Annotated in this window: 19 protein-coding genes; 7 read left to right on the plus strand and 12 right to left on the minus strand. The window is 72.4% G+C overall.

Going from position 1 to position 21,395, the window contains the following annotated elements:
* Positions 1 to 60: 60 nt before the first annotated feature.
* From ACGF5T_RS09650 to ACGF5T_RS09670, 5 genes are all read right to left on the minus strand, one after another.
* Positions 61 to 1,563 (minus strand): family 43 glycosylhydrolase, encoded by a 1,503-nt coding sequence (locus ACGF5T_RS09650; RefSeq protein ID WP_366766899.1) that lies wholly within the window; start codon positions 1,561 to 1,563, stop codon positions 61 to 63.
* Between the two features lie 140 nt (positions 1,564 to 1,703).
* Entirely contained in the window at positions 1,704 to 2,738 is a 1,035-nt protein-coding gene (locus ACGF5T_RS09655; protein WP_366766898.1) for an ABC transporter permease, read from the minus strand.
* Entirely contained in the window at positions 2,735 to 3,697 is a 963-nt protein-coding gene (locus ACGF5T_RS09660) for an ABC transporter permease (RefSeq protein WP_366766897.1), read from the minus strand. The genes ACGF5T_RS09655 and ACGF5T_RS09660 overlap by 4 nt, the downstream gene beginning before the upstream one ends.
* Positions 3,690 to 5,249 (minus strand): sugar ABC transporter ATP-binding protein, encoded by a 1,560-nt coding sequence (locus ACGF5T_RS09665; RefSeq protein WP_366766896.1) that lies wholly within the window; start codon positions 5,247 to 5,249, stop codon positions 3,690 to 3,692. Before ACGF5T_RS09665 ends, ACGF5T_RS09660 begins: the two co-directional genes overlap by 8 nt.
* A gap of 70 nt (positions 5,250 to 5,319) precedes the next feature.
* A complete protein-coding gene (locus ACGF5T_RS09670; protein WP_361015354.1) occupies positions 5,320 to 6,414 on the minus strand; it encodes an ABC transporter substrate-binding protein in 1,095 nt (364 codons plus the stop codon).
* A 256-nt stretch (positions 6,415 to 6,670) separates the two neighbouring features.
* Here ACGF5T_RS09670 and ACGF5T_RS09675 point away from each other — a divergent pair, with 256 nt between their 5' ends.
* A complete protein-coding gene (locus ACGF5T_RS09675; RefSeq protein WP_356610299.1) occupies positions 6,671 to 7,105 on the plus strand; it encodes a VOC family protein in 435 nt (144 codons plus the stop codon).
* Between the two features lie 93 nt (positions 7,106 to 7,198).
* Here ACGF5T_RS09675 and ACGF5T_RS09680 read toward each other — a convergent pair whose 3' ends face one another.
* The 3 genes from ACGF5T_RS09680 to ACGF5T_RS09690 all read right to left on the minus strand — a co-directional run bounded on the left by ACGF5T_RS09680 (position 7,199) and on the right by ACGF5T_RS09690 (position 10,115).
* Positions 7,199 to 8,212: a LacI family DNA-binding transcriptional regulator gene (locus ACGF5T_RS09680; protein ID WP_356610298.1), complete on the minus strand. Its 1,014-nt coding sequence runs from the start codon at positions 8,210 to 8,212 to the stop codon at positions 7,199 to 7,201.
* Positions 8,213 to 8,720: 508 nt separating this feature from the next.
* The gene (locus tag ACGF5T_RS09685; RefSeq protein ID WP_366766895.1) at positions 8,721 to 9,068 is read right to left on the minus strand and encodes a VOC family protein; all 348 of its coding nucleotides are present in this window, start codon (positions 9,066 to 9,068) and stop codon (positions 8,721 to 8,723) included.
* A gap of 156 nt (positions 9,069 to 9,224) precedes the next feature.
* Positions 9,225 to 10,115, minus strand: coding sequence for an SDR family oxidoreductase (locus tag ACGF5T_RS09690; protein ID WP_356610296.1), 891 nt, complete (start codon positions 10,113 to 10,115; stop codon positions 9,225 to 9,227).
* A 662-nt stretch (positions 10,116 to 10,777) separates the two neighbouring features.
* Between ACGF5T_RS09690 and ACGF5T_RS09695 the strand changes: the two genes are divergently transcribed.
* Positions 10,778 to 12,067 carry a hypothetical protein gene (locus tag ACGF5T_RS09695; RefSeq protein WP_366766894.1) on the plus strand — a complete coding sequence of 430 codons (1,290 nt, stop codon included), beginning with the start codon at positions 10,778 to 10,780 and terminating at the stop codon, positions 12,065 to 12,067.
* Between the two features lie 113 nt (positions 12,068 to 12,180).
* On the opposite strand, the gene ACGF5T_RS09700 is transcribed toward ACGF5T_RS09695, so the two are convergent.
* The 3 genes from ACGF5T_RS09700 to ACGF5T_RS09710 all read right to left on the minus strand — a co-directional run bounded on the left by ACGF5T_RS09700 (position 12,181) and on the right by ACGF5T_RS09710 (position 14,298).
* Positions 12,181 to 12,747, minus strand: coding sequence for a hypothetical protein (locus tag ACGF5T_RS09700; RefSeq protein ID WP_366766893.1), 567 nt, complete (start codon positions 12,745 to 12,747; stop codon positions 12,181 to 12,183).
* Between the two features lie 133 nt (positions 12,748 to 12,880).
* Positions 12,881 to 13,732, minus strand: a complete 852-nt coding sequence (locus tag ACGF5T_RS09705; RefSeq protein WP_361015363.1) for an aminoglycoside phosphotransferase family protein — start codon at positions 13,730 to 13,732, stop codon at positions 12,881 to 12,883.
* A gap of 110 nt (positions 13,733 to 13,842) precedes the next feature.
* On the minus strand, positions 13,843 to 14,298 hold the full coding sequence (locus tag ACGF5T_RS09710; protein ID WP_356610292.1) for a MarR family transcriptional regulator: 456 nt from the start codon (positions 14,296 to 14,298) through the stop codon (positions 13,843 to 13,845).
* Between the two features lie 191 nt (positions 14,299 to 14,489).
* On the opposite strand from ACGF5T_RS09710, the gene eno reads away from it, so the two are divergent.
* The gene (gene eno, locus ACGF5T_RS09715; protein ID WP_361015367.1) at positions 14,490 to 15,767 is read left to right on the plus strand and encodes a phosphopyruvate hydratase; all 1,278 of its coding nucleotides are present in this window, start codon (positions 14,490 to 14,492) and stop codon (positions 15,765 to 15,767) included.
* 79 nt (positions 15,768 to 15,846) lie between these two features.
* Here eno and ACGF5T_RS09720 read toward each other — a convergent pair whose 3' ends face one another.
* Positions 15,847 to 16,296, minus strand: a complete 450-nt coding sequence (locus ACGF5T_RS09720; protein WP_356610290.1) for a carboxymuconolactone decarboxylase family protein — start codon at positions 16,294 to 16,296, stop codon at positions 15,847 to 15,849.
* Positions 16,297 to 16,378: 82 nt separating this feature from the next.
* Between ACGF5T_RS09720 and ACGF5T_RS09725 the strand changes: the two genes are divergently transcribed.
* The 4 genes from ACGF5T_RS09725 to ACGF5T_RS09740 all read left to right on the plus strand — a co-directional run bounded on the left by ACGF5T_RS09725 (position 16,379) and on the right by ACGF5T_RS09740 (position 21,383).
* Entirely contained in the window at positions 16,379 to 17,266 is an 888-nt protein-coding gene (locus ACGF5T_RS09725) for a sigma-70 family RNA polymerase sigma factor (RefSeq protein WP_366766892.1), read from the plus strand.
* Positions 17,267 to 17,430: 164 nt separating this feature from the next.
* A complete protein-coding gene (locus tag ACGF5T_RS09730; RefSeq protein WP_366766891.1) occupies positions 17,431 to 18,324 on the plus strand; it encodes an SDR family oxidoreductase in 894 nt (297 codons plus the stop codon).
* 108 nt (positions 18,325 to 18,432) lie between these two features.
* Positions 18,433 to 19,956, plus strand: coding sequence for an SDR family oxidoreductase (locus tag ACGF5T_RS09735; protein WP_366766890.1), 1,524 nt, complete (start codon positions 18,433 to 18,435; stop codon positions 19,954 to 19,956).
* 53 nt (positions 19,957 to 20,009) lie between these two features.
* A complete protein-coding gene (locus ACGF5T_RS09740; protein WP_366766889.1) occupies positions 20,010 to 21,383 on the plus strand; it encodes a deoxyribodipyrimidine photo-lyase in 1,374 nt (457 codons plus the stop codon).
* Positions 21,384 to 21,395: the final 12 nt, after the last annotated feature.

A 21,395-nucleotide genomic window follows, 5' to 3' on the forward strand; every position in this document is an offset into this window, starting at 1 on the left:
CCGGCGAGCGACCACTCGCCGGGACCGTGTGCGTGCGGCCGGGGGCGGCCGGACCAAAGGTCACTGCGCCGGGTGCACCGCCACGTTGTCGAAGGAGGCGGCCGTGTCGAAGACCCGGACGCCGTTCGCTCCGCTGCGGTACGTGCCGTCGGTGACGGAGATCTTCGGCGTCGTCATGTCGTCGACGTACACCTTGAGGGACGAGCCGACGGCGCTGACGCGCAGGCGGTGGGTCGTGCCGGGCGCGCTCGGCACCCGCGCGGTGCCCAGTGGGGTCCAGCCGTCGTTCGCCCGGCCCAGGACGACCCTGCCGTCGGGGCCGATACCCGCGTAGTAGCCGGAGTAGCTGTCCCAGCCGATCGACGGCCGTGTCACCCGGAAGGCCAGGCCGGCGTCGCCGCCGCCCGAGGTGACCGTGACGTCGGCGTCCTGGGTGAAGTCCGCGAAGTTCGTGTCGAGGAGCGCCTTGCCGCCCTGGGAACGGTTCACCCGGTAGCTTCCGTCACCGGCCGACCAGGAGCCGCCGTACGTCTTCCAGCCCAGCGCGTTGCGGTCGGCGAAGTTGTCCTTCACCTGCATCCGCACCCGGCGGATGGTTCCGTCCTCGTTGAAGTACAGGCGGTCGTAGGCGAGTTGCCGGTGGTTGCCGTCGGTCTCGCTGAGGGGGCGGCGGTGGTAGACGATGTACCACACGTCGGTGCCCGGCACGTTGACGACGGAGTGGTGGCCGGACCCCTTGGCCACGGCCGGGTCCTGGGCGAGCACCCGGTCGACCTTCCTGAAGGGGCCGGTGGGCGAGTCGGACATGGCGTAGGACACCGAGTAGTCCGGGCCGGTCCAACCGCCTTCGGACCACATCAGGTAGTAGGTGCCGTTGCGCTTGAACATGAAGGAGCCCTCGGTGTAGTTCTCCGGGGTGATCTCCTTGTAGGTCGAGCCGTCGGCGAAGGTGCCGAGGCTCGTCATGTCGGGGTTGAGTTTGACGACGTTGGCGTGGTGCCAGCCGCCGTAGTACATGTACGCCTGGCCGTCGTCGTCGATGAAGACGTCCTGGTCGATGGGTTGCGCGCCGTTGTGGAACCGGGAGACGAGCGGTTTGCCCAGGGCGTCCTTGTAGGGGCCCTCCGGCCGGTCGGCGACGGCGACTCCGATGCCGCCGAGCTCCGCGTCGCTCTGGATGTCGTTGGCGGCGAAGTACAGGTAGTACTTGCCGTTGCGCTCCACCGGCGCCGGCGCCCACAGGGCGTACTCGGCCCAGGGGATGTCCGCCGTCCTCAGGACGTCGGGGTGCCTGGTCCAGTGGACCATGTCGGTCGAGGAGAAGGCGTCGAGCCGGGTCTGCTCGGCGTAGCTCTTCGAGGTCGTCGGGTAGACCCAGTAACGGCCGTCGTAGATCACGGTGTCGGGGTCGGCGTACCAGTCGTCGACGAAGGGATTGCCCGCCTCGGCCGTCGTATACACGGGGGCGGCGACGGCGGGGGTCGGGGAGAGCAGGGCGAGGAGCCCGCCGGCGAGCAGCGAGGCACAGGATCTGGCGAGGAGCCCGGTCGTTCCGGCAGTCATGGCTGGGACCTCCGTTGGAGTGGGCACTGGGGCGGACGGTGGGGGGACGAGCTGGAGCCGCGTGCCACCGGACGGTCGCCCGACCGGAGCCGGACGCGGCAGCCGGGTGCCCGGGGCACGGCCACCGCGTCCGGTGCTTGTCACATCAGTTGCCGTCTGCGGCCCAGCCAGGTCTGGGCGATCACGACGAGCGCCAGGAAGGCGCCGCTCACGACCAGTTGGTGCGAGGAGTCCAGGGACCCGATCTGGTTGATGACGTTCTGGATGACCTTCAGGAGCAGGACGCCCACCAGCGATCCGCTGACGTAACCGAGGCCGCCGGTGAGCAGGGTGCCGCCGATGACGACGGCCGAGATGGCGTCGAGTTCCATGCCGTTGCCGAGGATGGTCACCCCGGACGCGAGCCATGCGGCGTTGAGCGCGCCGGCGAGACCGGCCAGCACCCCCGACAGGGTGTAGACGAGGATCTTGGTACGGGCCACGGGGGCGCCCATCAGGGCCGCCGCGTCCTCGTTGCCGCCGACCGCGTACACGTGCTGCCCGAAGCGGGTGCGGCGCAGCACCACCGCGCCCGCGACGAACAGCGCCAGCGTGATCCAGACCGGGTTGCCGAGGCCCAGGGTGCTGCCCTGGCCGAGTTCGGCGAGGAAGGAGCCCTTGCCGATCAGGTAGGTGTCGGCGCCCTCGTCGGTGAGGGCCAGCATCAGTCCCCGCGCCCCCAGCATGGCGGCCAGGGTGACGATGAAGGGGGCGAGGCGGGAGCGGGCCACCAGCAGGCCGTTGACGACGCCGATCAGGCCGCAGACCAGGAGGGGCAGCAGCAACGCCACCAGGGTCCCGTGCCGGGAGCCCCAGGCCGCGAGGACGCCGCCGAGCGCGAACAGGGAGCCGACGGACAGGTCGATGCCGCCGGTGACGATGACGAAGGTCATGCCGAGCGCGACGATCGCGAGGAACGCCGAACTCGTGGCCATGTTGGAGACGTTGTCGCCGGTGGCGAACGAGTCGAAGCCGAACGAGGCGACGATCGAGACGATCACCAGCACCGCCAGCGCGCCGTGCTGCTGGACCAGCGCGCTCAGCCGTTCGGAGCGGGCGGAGCCGACCGGTCCCTCGGTGTCCGCGGCCGCGTTGCTCGCGGTGGTCACGGGCGTGTCCGTGTTCGTGACGGTCATCGCTTCCCTCGTCCCCGTGCCGCGTAGACCGCGCACACGATCACTATGGCCTGGGCGATCTGGGTCCACGACGGGGGCAGATCGTGCTTGATCAGGGTGGCGGTGAGCAGCTGGATGAGCACCGCTCCGGCCACGGTGCCGGCGATGTTGACCCGGCCGCCGGTCAGCGGGGTGCCGCCGACCACCACCGCGGTGATGGCGGACAGCTCCATCAGGTTGCCCAGCGAGGTCGGGTCGCTGGCCTGGAGCCGGGCGGTGGCCAGCACCCCCGCCACCGCGGCGAGCAGGGCGCAGGCGACGTACACGATGATCAGTACGCGACGCACCGGCAGGCCCGCGAGGTGCGCGGCGGGGCGGCTGTCGCCGATGGCCAGCAGTTGCCGGCCGAAGGTGGTGCGGCGGACCACGAAGGCGACCAGCAGCGCCAGCACGGCGGCGATCAGGATGAGGTAGGGGACCCCGAGGACGTCACCGGAGCCGAGGGAGGCCAGCGCCGGGTTGTGCAGGTCCTTCAGCTGCGGGAGCAGCACCAGGGCCAGGCCCCGGCCGCCGACCATGAGGGCCAGCGTGGCCACGATGGGCTGGACCCCGACGAACGCGACCAGCGCTCCGTTGGCCAGCCCCGCCCCGGCGGCGAACAGGGCCACCACCAGTAGGGCGGGCAGTAGTCCGTAGCCGAGGTAGAGGGCCGTCACCGAGGCCGCCAGTGCCATCACCGCGCCGACCGACAGGTCGACGCCCTCGGTGCCGATGACCAGGGCCATGCCCAGCGCGACGATGATGACGGGCGCGACCTGCACGGCCTGGGTGCGGAAGTTCTCCGCGGACAGGAAGTGCGGGGTGATGACGATGTTGACGACCAGGAGCAGCGCCACGCCCGCGTAGACGCCGTAGGTCTGCAGCCACTGGAGGAGGCGGGCCCTGTCGAGCGGGGCGGTGCGGAGGGTGGCTTCAGCCATCGGTGCCGGCCTCCTTCGCCGCGTCGGGTGCCGGTTCGCCGCCGGCGATCGTGCGCATCAGCTTGTCCTCGGTGACGTCGTCGCCGGTCAGCTCACCGACGACCGCACCGTCCTTCAGTACGACCACGCGGTCGGACCCTTCGATCAGTTCCTCCAGGTCGGAGGAGATGAGCAGCACGCCCAGGCCGTCCCCGGCCAGTTCGTCCACGAGTTTCTGCACCTCGGCCTTGGCGCCGACGTCGATGCCGCGGGTGGGCTCGTCCAGCAGCAGCACCTTGGGGTTCATGGCCAGCCAGCGGGCGAGGAGCACCTTCTGCTGGTTGCCGCCGGAGAGTTCGCCGACCTTCTGGTGCGGCGAGGACGCCTTGATGCGCAGCCGCTTGACGAAGGTGTCGACGACGCTGTCCACGCGGGCCTCGGAGACCAGGCCGAAGCGGGAGAGCCGGGGCAGCGCCGCGAGCGCTATGTTCTCGCGGACCGACAGCCCGGGGACGATGCCCTCGCTCTTGCGGTCCTCCGGCAGCAGGCTGATCCCGGCGCGGATCGCGGCCGGGGTGGAGCCGCCGCGCAACGGTACGCCGGCCACCGTGACCCTGCCCGCGCTGCGGGCGAGGGCGCCGGAGACGGCCTTCGCCGTCTCGGTGCGTCCCGAACCGAGCAGGCCGCCGAGGCCCACGACCTCACCCGGGCGGATGCTGACGGAGACGTCGTGCAGCTTGTGCGGGACCGTCAGCCCCTCCGCGTGGAGGACGGGCCGGGTGTCCACGGCGTCGTGGTCGCCGGAGAACTTGGTCGCTCCCTCCTCGCGGACCTCGCCCAGGTCCCGGCCGAGCATGGTGGACACCAGGGAGAGGCGGTCCAGGTCGGCCAGCCGGCCGTGGTGCACGCGGCGGCCGTCGCGCAGCACGGTGACGGTGTCGCACACGGCGTAGAGCTCGTCGAGGCGGTGGCTGACGTAGACGACGGCGATCCCCGCGTCGCGCAGGCGCCGGATCACCGAGAACAGGGTCGCCACTTCGCGGGGTTCGAGCGAGGAGGTCGGTTCGTCCATGATGACGATACGGGCGTCCGTCGCCACGGCTCGGGCCAGGGCGACCATCTGCTGGGCTCCGACACCGAGGGTGCGCAGCGGTTGCCGTACGTCCACCCGGACGCCGTGGGCGGCGAGTGCCTCCTCGGCCTCCCGGTTCATGCGGGCCACGTCCAACAGGCCGAAGCGGTTGCGCGGTTCGCGGCCCAGGAAGAGGTTGCGGGCCACGCTCAGCAGCGGGATGAGGTTGACCTCTTGGTAGATGGTCGAGATCCCGGCCCGCTGCGCCTCCAGCGGGGTACCGAAGGAGACTTCGCGGCCCTGGAAGGTGAGGGTGCCCGCGTCGGGCCGGTGGACGCCGGTGAGGAGCTTGATGAGGGTCGACTTGCCGGCGCCGTTCTCGCCGATCAGCGCGTGCACCTCGCCGGGGTGCAGGGTCAGGTCCACGTCGTCCAGGGCCCGGACGCCGGGGAAGGTCTTGCTGAGTCCGCGGACGGCGAGGACTTCGGCGGGGGGTGCCACCTGTGCCTCCAGGAGGAGAAGGGGTTCGGGAGCGGCGGAGGGGCCCGGCGTCTCCGGGCCCCTCGGGTGGTCAGTAGGCCTTGCCGATGTCCTGCTTGGCGTTGTCCGCGGTGTAGGCGCCGTCCTGGATGATGATGTCCTGGGGGACTTCCCCGCCCTTGGTGAAGGTGTCGAGCGTCTGGAACGCCAGCGGCCCGAACCGCGGGTTGGACTCGACGACGCCGCTGATCCAGCCGTCCACGACGCCCTGCACGGCGTTGCGGGTGCCGTCCACGGTGACGATCTTGACGTCGCCCGCCTTCCTGCCGGCGCCCTTGAGGGCGGTCACCGCGCCGAGGCCCATCTCGTCGTTCTCGGCGTAGATCCCCTTGATGTCCGGCTTGGACTGGATGAGTTGCTCGGTGACCTGCTGGCCCTTCTCGCGGGCGAAGTCGCCGGTCTGCTCGAAGACGACCTTCAGGTCCGGGGCCTTCTCGGCGAGCCGCTCCTTGAAGCCCTTGGTCCGCTCGGTGGTGACGTTGTTGCCGGCGGAACCGAGCAGGATCGCGACCTCGCCCTTGCCGCCCGTGGCCTCGATCATCTGGTCGGCGGCGCGCCGGCCCTGCTCGACGAAGTCGGAGGCGATGAAGGAGACGTAGTCCTTGCAGGGGTCCGCGTTGATCTTGCGGTCGATCGTGATGATCGGCACCTTCTTGGCGGCGGCGGCCTGCAGCACCGGGTCCCAGCCGTCGGAGTTGAGCGGGGCGATGACCAGCAGGTCCGCTCCCTTGGCCAGCAGGTTCTGCACGTCGCTGATCTGCTTGGAGAACTGCGACTGGGCGTTGGCCGTCAGCAGCTTGACGCCCCGCTTCCCCGCCTCGTCCTTGATGGACCGGGTCTCCGCGATACGGAAGGGGTTGGCTTCCTTCTCCGACTGGGAGAAGCCGACGGTGGCGTTCTCCAGGTCGATCTTCTCCGCCCCGTAGGCGTCGATGGCACAGGTCTTGCTGCCCGGCGCGGGCGTGACGACCTTCTGTTCCGAACCGGCGGCCGCGGTGGACTCCTGGTCGCCCGAAGCGTCGTCCTCCGACTTCGAGCAGGCGGTCGCGGTCAGGGCGACAGCGGCGGCCAGGGCCACGAGGACGGGACGGGCGAGGAGGTGCGGACGGTGCGTGCTGCGCTGCATGGTGACCCCGATCCGGGCGACTCTGTAAGGGAATTGGGGAGCCGGGCAGACGAGCAGAGGTGGCGCTGCTCCCCCGGCGGCCAACGTTGTCAGGTCCGCCGCAATGAGTTTTTACATCGTTGAAAGGGGGCTGTAAACCCCCTGTGCGCGACATGCGGGCGGGCCGCGCGGAACGGGACGGGTGCGCGGACGTCCGGGTGACCTCCGGGAGCGAAACGACGGAGACAGCGATGAACTGCGCCTCTACGATGACCCGATGACGTCGATCAAGCAGTTCCAGGTCACCTTCGACTGCGCGGAACCCGAGCGGGTGGCCCGCTTCTGGTGCGAGGTGTTGGGGTACGTCGTACCGCCGCCGCCGGAGGGGTTCGCCACGTGGGGTGACTACGACCGTTCACTGCCGCCCGAGCGCCAGGGGGCCGGGTTCGTGTGCCACGACCCCTCCGGCGTGGGCCCGCGCCTGTACTTCCAGCGCGTTCCCGAGGGCAAGGTCGTCAAGAACCGGGTGCATCTCGACGTACGGGTCGGCACCGGGCTGGTGGGGGAAGAGCGCCTGGCCGCCCTCGAGGCCGAGTGCGCGCGGCTGGTCCCGCTCGGCGCGGTGCGCGGACGGCTGCTGCTCGCCGACGACGAGAACGAGTCGTGCCTCAACATGCAGGACGTCGAGGGCAACGAGTTCTGTCTCGACTGAGGGGGCGCGGACCGCGGGGCCCGGGCGGCGACGGTCTCGTCGTTCGGGTCCCGCCGCCGTCGGGTTCCGCCGCCGCCGGGTTCCGTCGTCTCGTCACACCGCGCCGCGGCCCAGTGTGCTCTCGCGCTCGACCAGGCGGTACTCGGCCCACACGCGCCGGGGTTCGGGAGCGGCTCCGCCGAGCCGGGCGAGCACCGACTCCACGGCGAGGCGGCCGATGGCCCCCTTGTCCGGCGAGACCGAGGTGAGGGTCACCGCACCGAACCGCCCCTCGACCACGTCGTCGAAACCGACCACCGCGATGTCCTCGGGCACCCGCAGCCCCCGCGCATGGAGCACCCGCATCGCGCCGATGGCCATCGGGTCGTTGTAGGCGAAGACCGCGTCGGGGCGCCTTCCCGCGTCGAGGATGCGGGTCATGGCCGCCGCGCCGTCGGCGTGCCCCCAGCCGTCGGTGGCGGCGACGAGCGCGTCGTCCACCGGGAGGCCCGCGGCCGTCAGCTCCTCGCGCCAGCCCCGTACCCGGAGTTGGGCGGGTTCGTTGCGCCCGCGCCGGGCGCCGATGAACGCGACCTCGCGGCGCCCCAGTCCGACCAGGTGCCGCACCGCCGCGCGCGCGGCGGCGACGTTGTCGATGGCGATGTGGTCGTACGGCAGGTCGTAGTCCCGTTCGCCCAGCAGCACCAGCGGCACGTTCCCCGCGCGGTCGCGCAGGTCCTCGGCCTCCAGCTCGATGGGACTGAGGATCAGTCCGTCGATGACCCGGGCCCGGAACCCCTGGCTGACCAGGAGTTCCTGCTCGCGTCGCCCGCCGGTGTGGTCCAGGAGCACGGTGTAGTCGTGCTCGGCCGCCGTGTCGATGACGGCCGCCGCGAGCTCCGCGAAGTAGGGGTTGCCCAGCTCGGGCAGGGCGAGGGCGATGATGCCCGTGCGTCCCGCGCGCAGGTGCCGGGCGGTCAGGTTGGGCCGGTAGCCCAGCTCGTCGATGGAACGCTGGACGCGCTCTCGCATGGCGGGGGTGACGTGCCGGAAGTTGTTCACCACGTTGGAGACGGTCTTGATGGAGACCCCCGCGTGCGCGGCGACGTCCTTGAGGCTGACCCGCACGGCATTCCCTTCCTGAGCGACCCGACTCGGGTGGCCGGTGCGGAACCGGTGCCGTCACCGTGAGCCGTGCGCCGAGCGCGTGCGCTGATTTTACAACGTTATACATCCGTTGTCGTCACGCTGACAAGGCACTGGTCACCCCGCGCGGCCCGGCTGAGCGCCGGCCGTCCGCGTGCCGGTCGCGCGCCGAATCGCGCCCCGCCGTCCGGTCGAGGCCGGACAGGTCGAGCACGAAGCGTGAGCGGATGTCGTTGCGCCCGGACGGTCGACGGCCGCGGCGGTGCCGTGCCGTGCATCGACCCGGTCGACGCCACCGACTCGCCCACCGGGCCGTAAGCCCGCGGAGGAGCCGGCCTCCGAGTACGAGCGGCGGCGCCGGTTGCTGTGTCCGTGCGTACACCTTGCGGGGCGGCCGACCGGAGAGGCGGGTGAGCCCGTCGGCGGCCCCTCCGGTCCTCCTTCCGCCCTTGTGGAGTCCGGTGGTCCGGCCGACCCGGCCCCCCGCGGGCTAGGTGACCGGGTTCTCGATCAGCGTCACACGGTTGCCGTCCGGGTCGTGGACGGCGGCGAACCGCACGTTCCGCGCACCCGGCTGGATCGCCCCGGCGGTGATGCCACGGCCGGCGAGGTCCGACAGCCCCTGGTCCAGGTCGTCCACCACGAGGTTGACCAGCGACGCCCCGGCGCGCTCGGGGTCCTGGAACACCTGGAGCCAGCCGGACGGGGCGATGTGCCAGTCGGCCAGCCCCGCCATCGGCCTCGCGTCGGCCGGCCGCCCCAGGAACCGCTCGTACCAGGCCACCGCGGACTCGATGTCGCTCACCGGGGCGACCGCGAGGACGTGAGTGAAGAGCATGATGAGGGCCTTTCGCTACGGGGCGCGGGCGCGGGCGCGTCCGTACCAGGACAGACTCCCCGACCGGACGGGACTCGTCGCCGGTGCTGCTCCCGTCGCCGGTGCTGCGCCCGTCGCCGCTGCTGCACCTGTCGCCCGGCCGCGCCGCGAGCGGTGCTAGGGCAGGGGCGTCCCACCGGTCACGTTCATGATCTCCGCCGTGACATAGCCGGCCTCCTGCGAGGCGAGGTAGACGTACGCGGGTGCCAGCTCGGCCGGCTGCGCGGGACGTCCCAGCGGACTCTGCTTGCCGAACTCGGCCGTGTCCGGCAGTGTCGCCGGGATCAGCGGCGTCCACACCGGGCCGGGCGCCACCGCGTTCACCCTGATGCCGCGTTCCGCGAGCATCTGGGCGAGACCTTGGGTGAAGGTCACGATCGCCCCCTTGGTCATCGCGTAGTCCAGCAGGTGCGGGCTGGGCTTGTACGCCTGGACCGAGGTGGTGTTGATGACGCTGCCGCCCGCGGGAATGTGCGGCACGGCGAACTTCGTCAGCCAGAACATGCCGTAGAGGTTGGTCCGCATCACCCGGTCGAACTGCTCCGTCGGGATCGCCTCGATGCCGTCCGGCTGGGACATCTGGTAGGCCGCGTTGTTCACCAGGACGTCGATGCCGCCGAACTCCGAGACGGCCCGGTCGATGAGCGCCCTGCAGTTCTCCTCCGCGCGGATGTCGCAGGAGACGGCCACGGCCTTCCGCCCGGCCTCCTCCACCAGACGGGACGTCTCCCGGGCCTCGTCCTCCTCCTGCTCCAGGTAGGTGAACAGTACGTCGGCGCCCTCCCGGGCGAAGGCCAGCGCCACGGCCCGGCCGATGCCCGAGTCGCCGCCCGTGATGACGGTCCTGCGGCCCACCAGACGCCCCGACCCGCGGTACGACTCCTCACCGTGGTCGGGCGGCGGGTCCATCGGGCCGGTCCAGCCCGGATGCGGCTGGTCCTGCGCGGCGAAGTCGGGACGCGGGTACTGGTCCGTCGGGTCCTGCTGGTGACGCTGGTCGTCCGCCACATCGGCCTCCTGTGTCTCGTGGAGCGAAGTCAGCGACCGTGTTCCCTGGCCGGGCGGTCCGAAAAGCCCCGGATCATCCGACCGCCGCCGCGCCCCGACGCCGGGCCCCCGTCGCGCCGGTCCGCACCAGGTCCGCACCAGGTCCGCACCAGGTCCGCGCCAGGTCAGCAGGCATGGGCTGCCGACCTGGGCCGGGAGCCGGGAGCCGGGAGCCGACGGTCCGCGGTCGGCAGTCCGCGGTCGAGGGCCAGCGGTCGGCGGTCGGCGGTCGGCGGTCGGCCCGGCTGGTTCACCGCCACCTGCACCTGCTCCTCGGCGGCGCTGACCCGCCACCTTCACGGCTACGGACCGGCATCCCGCGGGCCGCGCGCGCCGTCGGGCATCACAGCATCACATGGTGCCCGGTGACGACGGCACCACGGGCACTCCGTCCCGACGTGAGGCACGGACGTGAGCGTCCGTCAGCAAGCGTCTCAGGACTCCGCCCGGGTGGCGACGCCGCCCGGAGCGGCCTCCGTCCGCGTGGCCTGCCAGGTGCACGGTGCACCCGTGGAGTACGACGGCTACAGCGACGACGCAGGGTCGTACCCGCCCGACCACGGCGGCTGCGTCTCCCCCATCCGCAGCGACGTCCATGACGCCTGGCTTTCCGGAGTGCCCGCATGCTGACCCCTCGCACCTCCTACCGCACCTCCGTCCCGCGCAGCGGAACACGCTCCGCGCCCCTGCTGGCCGGCACGGTGTGCCTGATCTCGCTGGCCGGTACCGCGTTGGCCTCGGCGCCGGCACCGGCCGCCGAAACCTCGTCGTCCGCGCCGGTGTCCTGGCAGTCGGACCTCTCCCGGACCGGCGCCGACGACGTCAACGTCCAGTACCGGGAGGGTGCCCTGAGGGTGCGTGACGGTTCCGTCAGCCCCGCGTCCCTGGGCCGTGACGGCGGTTACGCCTCCGCCGTACTGGAGTCGCACCACGTGGACCGGCCGGTGAACCAGGTCACGGTGACCCTCGACGCGACGGTGCCCGCGGCCGCGAGCGCCGAGGTGGACGTCCGGGGACGGTCGGCCGACGGAGCGTGGACCGAGTGGCGGAGCGCGGTGACCGGCGCCGCGACGCACCTGCCGCGTCGTGTCGTCGACGTCCAGGCCCGGCTCACCCTGTGGAACGCCGAGGGGGGAGCCACCGCCGCCGTGCGGGGACTGACCCTGACGGCGGACGACGCGGGCAGCGTCCCCGCCGGACCCGAGCTGGCGGCCTCCGCCTTCTCGGCCAGGGTCTACGCCACCCGTGAGGGCCTGGTCGGGCACACCACCGCCAACGGTCACGTCATCCGCGAGGACGACCACTTCGTGGCACTGCCCTCGCGCCGGGCGCTGTCCCCGGCCGGCAGCGGCCAGTACTCGGTGCAGGTGTGCGGTCCGGTCCGCTGCGAGACGGCGCCCGTGTGGGACGTCGGTCCCTGGAACACCCACGACGACCACTGGAACCCCTCCGCGCAGCGCGAGCAGTGGAAGGACCTGCCGAGGGGCCTGCCCGAGGCGCAGGCGGCCTACGAGGACGACTACAACGGCGGGCGCGACGAGTTCGGCCGGCAGGTCGCCAACCCGGCGGGCATCGACCTGGCCGACGGCACCTTCTACAACGTGGGTCTCGACGACAACGGCTGGGTGACCGTCACCTATCTGTGGACGGACGGCGGGGGCGACACCACGTCCTTCCCGACGTCGGGCACCGACGTCGGCGTCCGGCAGCAGGCGACGACCACCTCGACCCGCGTGGCGAACCTGCCCGGTCCCACGACCGTGCGGGTGAGGTGCCAGGTCCACGGCCAACTCGTGGACCGCGACGGTCGGAGCAACGACGCGTGGTCGTACCTGCCCGACTACGGCGGCTACGTCTCCAACGTCTTCATCGACGTCGCCGACGCCTGGCTCCCGGGCGTGCCCGCCTGCTGACCCCGCGAGCACGCCACCGGGCGCCGCGAAGGGCCCTCGGGACACGCGCCGACCCGTCCGGGCGTCGCGCGTGCCCCGGTCCCGTGTCGCGGGCCGCGGGCCTCGGTGGCGCCTCAGCAGCCGCCGCAGTTGTAGTACGTGACGTCCCAGTGGTTGCCCTCGTCGGCGTACACGTTGCCGGAGCCGGATCGCCACTGCGGTGCGCCGTCACCGCGGACGCCGATGTAGGTGAAGGTGTTCTTGATGTAGTTGCCGACGCACGTGTACTTGCTGAAGTCCAGCTTGTAGCCGTTCCAGTGCGAGTAGGTGCCGGAGGCGTGCCCCGTCTCGGTTCCGCCCGTGACGTTCAGCGCGCAGCCGCTGGCCCGCTTGAGGGTCTGGGCGCCCTGGGCGGTGGCGAGGTTGAGCTGGTCGAAGGAGGTGCAGGTCGCGTTGTTCCGGTTGGAGCAGTTGCCGGAGGACGACCAGGTGATGCCGACCTCGCGGAACATCGACGTCGCGGTGGCGTGGCTGATCTTCGTGGCCGCGAAGGCTTCGCCGGCGCCGCCGACGACCACGGCACCCGGTGCGGCCACCAGGGCCAGGGCCGTGACCACCGACCTGAGGCGCGTGCCGGTCGAGCGGTGCCGCCTTGGCTTCGGTTCCGTCGAGGTGCCACCGGGGACGGTCGGAGACTTCATCGGACCTCCATGCGGTACGTCATGCTGCCTGTGGGGTGGTTGAGCATGCGGTGCACGACGATGGTGCCCGAGGTCTACGCGCGTACGCCAGAGTGCGTCGGGACGTGCCGCACCGCTGCCCGCCGGCCGACGGTCAGCCGTGGACGCCCGGACCGGTGTCGCCGACCGCCGCCCGGATCCGGCCGAGCCACTGAGTGCCGAGACGGTGCCCGTCGGGGAACCGGTCGTCCCGGTCCCAGCGCCACGTCGTGACCATCGCCAGGACGAGCAGGCGGCACCTACGCAGCACCTCCTGGTCCGCTCCCGGGTAGTGGGCACCGACCTCCTCGGGCGCGTGGGCGAGGTCGAACTCGACGGGCCCGCGGCAGCACGTCTCGAAGTCGATGAACAGCGGGCCTCTCTCCGTGCCGAGGAGGTTGCCCGGGTGCGGCTCGCCGTGCAGCAGTTGTTCGGGGCCGCCGCTCTCGCCGATCACCCGGCTCAGGCCGCTCAGCGTGCGGGCGAGCAGTTCCCGGTCCGTGTCGGCGAGCGCGGGGGTGCGGTCGCGGTCCGTCAGGAGCCGGCGTGCCTGCTCCACCCGGTCCGTGTAGTGCGGGGTCGGGACGTCGACCTTCCGCATGCCGGCGTGCAACCGTTCGAGCGCGGCGGCGTAGTCGGCCGGCGGCACCTCCCGGGGGGCCACGGGCTCGTGGTGGGTCCACAGCGTCACCACGAAACCGTCGCGCTCGTGCACGCGGGGCTCCACCCGGGGGTCGGGAGCCGCCACCGGGCACCCGGCTTCGGCCAGCCGCAGGGCGAGGTCGACCTCGAACCGCGCGACCTGCTGGGCCTCGGGCGCCACCCGGGCCAGTACGTCGCCGGGGAGCAGGCGCACGGTGAGCTTGTTCGAGTCGTGGAGCACGACCGCGTCGCCGACTTCCAGGCCGAGCGACGCGGCGACCGCCACGGCCGCCGCCACCGCCCTCGAGGACTCCTCCGCCCGCATCCTTACCCGGCCCCTCTCCTCGTCGGCACGTCCTGACAAGCACCGTCGGAGCGGTGCCGACGTGAGCACGCGGCAGCTCCTGGTGCGGGTCACCTCCCCGCGGGACCGGCCTAGGGCGCGTCGGTCCGTTCCGCCGGCGGGACCCGGTGCGCCGCGAGCCTCTCCACCAGCCCGATACCTCGTGCCAGCAACTCCCGCTCCTCGCCGGTCAGTTCCGCCTCGATGGCCCGCGCCAGCCAGTCCGCCCTGCGCCCCCGCTCCTCCTCCAGCAGCGCCTGGCCCTGCGGTGAGAGCTCGACGAGGCTCTTGCGGCCGTCGGTCGGATGCGCCCGGCGCGTGATCAGGCCCTGTTCCATGAGAAGTCCGACGGCTCGCGCCATGGACTGCGGGCGTACGCGCTGATCGGCCGCCAGTTCGCTGGTCGTCATCGCCCCGCTGCGGTCCAGCGCGCCGAGGACGGCCACCTGACCGAGGGGCATCTGGTCCTCGAGTTTCACGCGCCGCGTGAGCTTTCCCATCGCGGTGCGCAGTTCGGCCGCGACGGCGGTGGATTCCGGAAGGGGCATACCGAACTTTAACGCAGCCACTCTGCACAGCAGATCTGCACAGCATCCCTGAACAGCGAGCCTGTACAGCACAACTGAACAGCACGACTAAACAGCACAACTGAACAGCATTGCTGTAGAGTGGCGGGCGCCGGGTCCAGCGCCACCGTCGTCGCAGCCGAGCCCGGCACGCAGACAACGGGAGGACTCCCATGACCGCCATCAGCTCCGTCACCGGCCGCCGCGTCCTCGACAGCCGGGGCAACCCCACCGTCGAGGTGGACGTACAGCTGTCGGACGGCTCCGTCGGCCGGGCCGCGGTCCCCTCCGGCGCGTCGACCGGCGCCCGCGAGGCCGTCGAGCTCCGCGACGGCGACCCGGCCCGCTGGCACGGCAAGGGGGTCGACCGCGCCGTGGCCCACGTCAACACGGAGCTGGCAGCCGCCGTCCGCGGTCGCGAGGCCGAGGACCAGGCCGGTCTGGACGCCGTCCTCGTCGCCACGGACGGCACCGCCGCCAAGTCGCGGCTCGGCGCCAACGCGCTCCTCGGGGTCTCCCTGGCCACGGCCAAGGCCGCGGCCGCCGCTCACCGGCTGCCGCTGTACCGCTACCTCGGCGGCTCCGACGCCCGGCTGCTGCCCGTGCCGATGATGAACATCGTCAACGGGGGCGCGCACGCCGACAATCCCCTGGACTTCCAGGAGTTCATGATCGCCCCGATCGGCGCGGAGACCTTCGCCGAGGCCGTGCGGATGGGTTCCGAGATCTTCCACACCCTGCGCCGCGACCTGCTGGCCGCCGGGCACTCCACGGGCGTGGGCGACGAGGGCGGCTTCGCGCCCGCGCTGCGCACGGCCGAGGAGGCGCTCGACTTCGTGGTGGCGGCCGTCGAGCGCACGGGGTACCGGCCCGGCACGGACATCGGCCTGGTCATGGACCCGGCGTCGTCCGAGTTCTTCCGCGACGGGGTCTACGACTACGCCGGGGAGGGGGTGCGGCGCACGCCCGCCGAGCACGCGGACTACCTCGTGAAGCTGATCGACGCCTACCCGGTCGTGTCGATCGAGGACCCGATGGCCGAGGACGACCTGACGGGGTGGCGGGACCTGACCGGTCGGGTCGGCGACCGCTGCCAGCTCACCGGCGACGACGTCTTCTGCACGAACGAGACCCTCCTTCGCGAGGGCATCGCCTCCGGCGTCGCCAACTCGGTGCTGGTGAAGGTCAATCAGATCGGCACGCTCACGGAGGCCCTGGCCACCGTGGACGCGGCCCACCGGGCGGGCTGGACCGTCGTGATGTCGCACCGTTCGGGAGAGACGGAGGACACGACGATCGCCGACCTGGCGGTGGCCACGGGCTGCGGTCAGATCAAGACCGGCTCGCTGTCCCGCTCCGACCGCACCGCCAAGTACAACCAGCTCCTGCGCATCGAGGAGGAGTTGGGAGACAGCGCGCGCTACGCGGGTGCGCAGGCGCTGCGCCGCTAGCCCCGCGCGGCGGGGCGGGACGCCGGCGTCCGGTGCAGCGGACGCCGGCGCCGGGCGGGCGGGTGCCGTCCGGTTCAGCTCACCAGGTCCTGCCGGCCTGCTCCCGGACCGTGCGGTTGATCCGGTTGAAGAAGTTGGTCACCGCGATGCCCAGGATGATCGCGGAGAGCTGCTCCTCACTGAAATGGTCGGCCGCGGCGTCCCAGATCTCGTCGGTCACGCCGTCCGCGCCGTCCTGGAGCCTGGTGGCCGCCTCGGTCAGCGCGAGCGCCGCCCGCTCCTGCTCGGTGAAGAAGGGCGTCTCGCGCCACGCGACCACGTTGTGCAGCCGCTCCTCGGTCTCCCCGTGCTTCTTCGCCCCCTGCACACCGGCGAAGACGCACGGGCCGCAGCCGTTGATCTGGCTGGCCCGCAGGTGGACCAGGTCCAGCAGGCGCGGATCGACGCCACCGGCGTGCATCGCCTTCATCAGGTGCTGGATGGCCGTGACCACGTCCGGATTCGCCGGGCTCTTCATGCGTGCTTCCATCGGTCCCGCTCCTTCATCGGTTACCTGTGCCCGTCCGGGCACGTCATCCCCATGACGGAGCGCACTCGAGGAAGGTAACGACATGTCCGGGAGCAGCCCGAAGGACCCGCTGGCCGAGGCGTTCGAGGCCCACCGCGGCCGGCTGCGCGCGGTCGCCCACCGCGTGCTGGGCTCGCACGCCGATGCCGAGGACGTCGTCCAGGAGGCGTGGCTGCGGCTCTCCCGCCAGGACACGGAGACCATCGAGAACCTGGCGGGCTGGCTGACCACGGTGGTCGGCCGGCTCAGTCTCGACGTGCTGCGGTCCCGCCGGGCCCACCCGCATACGTCCTACGACGACCGGCTGCCCGAGCTGGTGGTCATCGCCGACGACGGGCCGGCACCGGAGGACGACGTGGCGCTCGCCGACTCGGTCGGCCTCGCCCTCCTGGTCGTCCTGGACTCGCTGGGCCCGAGCGAGCGGCTGGCGTTCGTGCTGCACGACCTGTTCGCCGTGCCGTTCGACGAGATCGGCCGGATCCTCGGCAGATCCACCAACGCCGCCAAGATGCTCGCCAGCCGCGCCCGCGGCAAGGTGCGGGCGACGGAGCGTCCGGCGGCCGTCGGCAGGGAGCAGCGGGAGGTGGTCGAGGCCTTCCTGGCCGCGGCCCGCCGCGGTGATTTCGAGGGGCTGCTGCGGGTGCTCGACCCCGACGTGCGAAGGACCGTCCAGACCTCCGACGGCGTGATCGTCACCCTCGGCGCCACCGAGGTCGCCGCCGGCGCACGGCTGTCGGCCGACGCGGCGGTACGGGGGCGGGCGGTGCTCGTGAACGGCCGTCCCGGAGTCATGTCCTGGCATGCGGACGGCACCCCGCTCTCGGTCGTCGCGTTCACCGTGGCGGAGGGCCGCATCACGGACATCACGGTGGTGGTGGACCCGGTCAGGCTCGCGGCGGCGGATCTGCCGGACCCGGCGGTGCGGCGCTGAGCCTCTCGGCGGCCGGGGAGCGGTGACGCGTCCACCGGGGCGGGAACCGTGTCCGCGCGACACGGTACCGGCCTCGCCCGCCCGCGCGGCAGCGGCCGGCATGCCCCCGTGCCGGTACGCGTCTAGCGTGGGCCGGGCAGGAGCCACCGCGAAAGGAACCTTCCATGCCCCTCGCCCGGAAGCCCTTGCACGGACGCGTCGCCGTCGTGACCGGTGCCGCGCGCGGTCTGGGAGCCGCCCTGGCACGGGTCCTGGCGGAACGGGGTGCGAAGGTGGCGCTGCTGGGCCGTGAGGAGCGGACCCTGGCCCCGGTCCGCGACTCGCTGCCGGGCACCTCCGCCGTCTGGCAGGTCGACGTCACCGACGACCGGGGCATGCGGCTGGCGGGCGCCGACATCCGGGCGCGGCTCGGCCCGCCGTCGGTGGTGGTCGCCAACGCCGGTGTGGCCGAGGGCGGTCCCTTCGCCGAGTCGGACCCCGAGGTGTGGCGCCGCGTCGTGGAGGTCAACCTCATCGGCAGCGCCGCCACCGCACGGTCGTTCCTGCCCGACCTGTTCGACACGCGGGGCTACTTCCTGCAGGTGGCCTCGCTCGCGTCCATCGGGGCGGCTCCGATGATGAGCGCGTACTGCGCGTCGAAGGCGGGAGTCGAGTCGTTCGCGCACGCGCTGCGCGCCGAGGTCGCCCATCGGCACGTGGGGGTGGGGATCGCCTACATCAACTGGACGGACACCGACATGGTGCGCGACGCCGACGAGCACGCCGTGCTGCGGGAGCTGCGCGGGCACATGCCGCCGCCGGCGCGCAAGGTGTATCCCGCGGCTTATGTGGCGGGACGGCTGGTCGACGCCGTCGAGCGACGCCGGCCGTCGGTCTACGTACCGGGATGGCTGCGCTCGACCCAGCTCGTACGCGCCGCGATGCCGCCGGTCGTCACCTGGCTGTCGCGGCGTGAGCTGCCCCGCCTCGCCGCCGACGAGCCGTTCTCGGCGACGGGGATGCTCGGCGCCGGCGGCCCCGGCGGACGGAGGACGGACGACGAGGCCCCGCCCGGCTGACGGGACGGCGGCGCGCGCGTCGTGCATCCGTCGCGGGCGCGGAGCGCGAACAGGTGCTGAACACACACAGAGGCGCCGGGTGGACCGGGACGAGCCGGAGGAAGGGCCGTGGAGACGAACGGACGGGGACAGCGGGACGAGGAGCGGCTGCACTGTCTGGTGACCGGCGCGTCCGGATACATCGGCGGACGCCTGGTGCCCGAGCTGCTGGCAGCCGGTCACCGGGTCCGGTGCCTGGTCCGCTCCCCCGGCAAGCTGCGCGACCACCCGTGGGCGCCGGACGCGGAGAAGGTGCGGGGGGACGTCACCGACGCGCATTCGGTCGCCGAGGCCATGCGCGGCATCGACGTCGCCTACTACCTGGTGCACGCCCTCGGTTCCGGTGCCGAGTTCGAGGACACCGACCGCCGGGCGGCGCGGATCTTCGCCCGGCAGGCGCGTGCGGCCGGCGTCCGCAGGATCGTCTACCTGGGCGGTCTCACCCCGCGGAACGTTCCGGAAGGGTCGCTCTCGCCCCATCTGCGCTCCCGCGCCGAGGTCGGGCGCATCTTCCTGGAGTCCGAGGTGCCCGCCACCGTGCTCCGGGCCGCCGTCGTCATCGGTTCGGGATCCGCCTCGTTCGAGATGCTGCGCTACCTGACCGAACGGCTGCCGGTCATGGTGACACCCAGTTGGGTGCACACCCGCACCCAGCCCATCGGGGTCCGCGACGTGTTGCGCTACCTGGTCGGTTCCGCCACCATGCCGGACGACGTCGACCGGTCCTTCGACATCGGCGGACCGGACGTGCTCACCTACCGCGAGATGATGCGCCGCTACGCCGTCGTCGCCGGGCTCCGGCGCCGGGTCATCGTGCCGGTCCCCGTGCTCACCCCGCGGCTGTCCAGCCACTGGGTCGGCCTGGTAACTCCCGTGCCGGCCTCCCTCGCCCGGCCCCTGACGGAGTCCCTGCGGCACGAGGTCGTCTGCCACGAACACGACATCGCCCGCTACGTCCCCGATCCCCCGGACCGACCGCTGCCCTTCGACGAAGCACTGGCCCTGGCCCTGCGGAGAGTGCGCGAGGCGCAGGTCGCCACCCGCTGGTCGTCCGCTTCCGTCCCGGGCGCCCCCAGCGACCCCCTGCCCACCGACCCCGACTGGGCCGGCGGCAGCCTCTACCAGGACGAGAGGGAACTGTCCGTGGACGCGTCCCGGGAGGCGCTCTGGAAGGTGGTGGAGGGGATCGGCGGTGACAACGGCTGGTACTCCTTCCCGCTTGCCTGGGCGGTCCGGGGCTGGCTGGACCGGTTCGTCGGCGGTGTGGGACTGCGCCGCGGGCGACGCGACGCGGAGCGCCTGCGGGTCGGCGACTCGCTGGACTTCTGGCGCGTCGAGGAGATCGAGCCGGGACACCTGCTGCGGCTGCGGGCGGAGATGCGGCTGCCGGGACTGGCGTGGCTGGAGATGTACGTCGAGACGGACGACGCGGGGCGTACCCGCTACCGGCAGCGCGCGCTGTTCCACCCGCGGGGTCTCTTCGGCCACGCCTACTGGTGGTCCGTCTCCCCCTTCCACGCCGTCGTCTTCGGCGGCATGGCCCGCAACATCACCCGCGCCGCCGCACGCAGCCGACGCCCCGTCCGACCCTAGGCCCCGCACCACTGCACCACTGCACCACTGCACCACTGCACCTGGAGCCAGCCATGACCGTCGCGGTCGTCCTGTTCACCTCGGACCTGCGTCTGTACGACCATCCGCCGCTGCGCGCCGCGCTCAGGGCGGCGGACGAGGTGGTGCCGCTGTTCGTGCTGGATCCCGGCATCCACGCGGCCGGCTTCGACGCCCCCAACCGCCGGGCCTTCCTCGCCGACTGCCTCCACGACCTGGACGCCTCGCTGCGCCGTCGCGGCGGGCGGCTCGTCGTCCGCCGGGGACCGGCCGCCCGCGTGGTCGGCGAGGTCGCCGCCGAGTCCGGGGCCGGCGAGGTCCACCTGGCCGCGGGTGCCACGGCCTACGCGCACCACCGCGAGGAACGGCTGCGTGAGCGGCTCGGCGGCAGCGGTGTGGCCCTGCACGCCCACGACACCGTGACGACCGTCGTCGCCCCCGGCGCGGTGACACCGACCGGTTCCGATCACTTCGCCGTGTTCACGCCCTACTTCCGCCGCTGGTCCCAGGAGGCGCTCAGGGAGTCCCTCGGCGCGCCGCGTTCCGTCCGCGTCCCCGCCGGCGTGCGCGGCGACCCCCTGCCCGACCGGGCGGAGGTACCGGACACCTCGCCGGGCCTGCCGGACGGAGGGGAGACGGCGGGGCGTGACCGGTTCTCGCGGTGGTCGCGGGCCGGGATGCCCGGCTACGGGGACCGGCACGACGACCTGGCGGGGGACGCCACCTCCAGGCTCTCGCCGTACCTCCACTTCGGGGCCCTGTCACCGGTGGAACTGGTCCACCGGACCCGCGGACAGGGCGGCCCGGGCGCGGAGGCGTTCGTGCGGCAGCTGTGCTGGCGGGACTTCCACCACCAAGTGCTGACCGCGCGGCCGAAGGCGTCCGCGGAGGACTACCGGACGCGCCACGACCACTGGCGGGACGAGCGGGACGCCGCCGAGGACATCGCCGCCTGGCGGGAGGGGCGTACGGGATATCCCGTGGTCGACGCGGCCATGCGCCAGTTGCGTCACGAGGGCTGGATGCACAACCGGGCGCGCCTGCTGACGGCCAGCTTCCTGACCAAGACCCTCTACGTGGACTGGCGGATCGGCGCCCGGCACTTCCTGGACCTCCTCGTGGACGGCGACATCGTCAACAACCAGCTCAACTGGCAGTGGGTCGCCGGTACCGGCACCGACACCCGCCCCCACCGTGTCCTCAACCCCGTGGTCCAGGGCAGGCGCTTCGACCCGGACGGCGCCTACGTGCACCGCTGGGTGCCCGAGCTGAGGGACGTGGACGGGAAGAGGGTGCACGAGCCCTGGCGGCTCCCGGAGGACCGGCGCGCGGCGCTGGACTACCCCGCCCCGCTGATCGACCTCGCCGACGGGCTGGACCGCTTCCGGCACGCCCGCGGCCGCGACTGAGGAGGCGACGGT

Origin of the sequence: Streptomyces sp. NPDC047853 (assembly GCF_043204535.1) — a bacterium.
GTDB lineage: Bacteria > Actinomycetota > Actinomycetes > Streptomycetales > Streptomycetaceae > Streptomyces.

Coding starts and splice junctions, on each gene's coding strand:
- ACGF5T_RS09650 (WP_366766899.1), bottom strand. CDS start 1,563: ATGACTGCCGGAACGACCGGGCTCCTCGCCAGATCCTGTGCCTCGCTG.
- ACGF5T_RS09655 (WP_366766898.1), bottom strand. CDS start 2,738: ATGACCGTCACGAACACGGACACGCCCGTGACCACCGCGAGCAACGCG.
- ACGF5T_RS09660 (WP_366766897.1), bottom strand. CDS start 3,697: ATGGCTGAAGCCACCCTCCGCACCGCCCCGCTCGACAGGGCCCGCCTC.
- ACGF5T_RS09670 (WP_361015354.1), bottom strand. CDS start 6,414: ATGCAGCGCAGCACGCACCGTCCGCACCTCCTCGCCCGTCCCGTCCTC.
- ACGF5T_RS09675 (WP_356610299.1), top strand. CDS start 6,671: ATGACGTCGATCAAGCAGTTCCAGGTCACCTTCGACTGCGCGGAACCC.
- ACGF5T_RS09685 (WP_366766895.1), bottom strand. CDS start 9,068: ATGCTCTTCACTCACGTCCTCGCGGTCGCCCCGGTGAGCGACATCGAG.
- ACGF5T_RS09695 (WP_366766894.1), top strand. CDS start 10,778: ATGCTGACCCCTCGCACCTCCTACCGCACCTCCGTCCCGCGCAGCGGA.
- ACGF5T_RS09700 (WP_366766893.1), bottom strand. CDS start 12,747: ATGAAGTCTCCGACCGTCCCCGGTGGCACCTCGACGGAACCGAAGCCA.
- ACGF5T_RS09705 (WP_361015363.1), bottom strand. CDS start 13,732: ATGCGGGCGGAGGAGTCCTCGAGGGCGGTGGCGGCGGCCGTGGCGGTC.
- ACGF5T_RS09710 (WP_356610292.1), bottom strand. CDS start 14,298: ATGCCCCTTCCGGAATCCACCGCCGTCGCGGCCGAACTGCGCACCGCG.
- eno (WP_361015367.1), top strand. CDS start 14,490: ATGACCGCCATCAGCTCCGTCACCGGCCGCCGCGTCCTCGACAGCCGG.
- ACGF5T_RS09720 (WP_356610290.1), bottom strand. CDS start 16,296: ATGGAAGCACGCATGAAGAGCCCGGCGAATCCGGACGTGGTCACGGCC.
- ACGF5T_RS09725 (WP_366766892.1), top strand. CDS start 16,379: ATGTCCGGGAGCAGCCCGAAGGACCCGCTGGCCGAGGCGTTCGAGGCC.
- ACGF5T_RS09730 (WP_366766891.1), top strand. CDS start 17,431: ATGCCCCTCGCCCGGAAGCCCTTGCACGGACGCGTCGCCGTCGTGACC.
- ACGF5T_RS09740 (WP_366766889.1), top strand. CDS start 20,010: ATGACCGTCGCGGTCGTCCTGTTCACCTCGGACCTGCGTCTGTACGAC.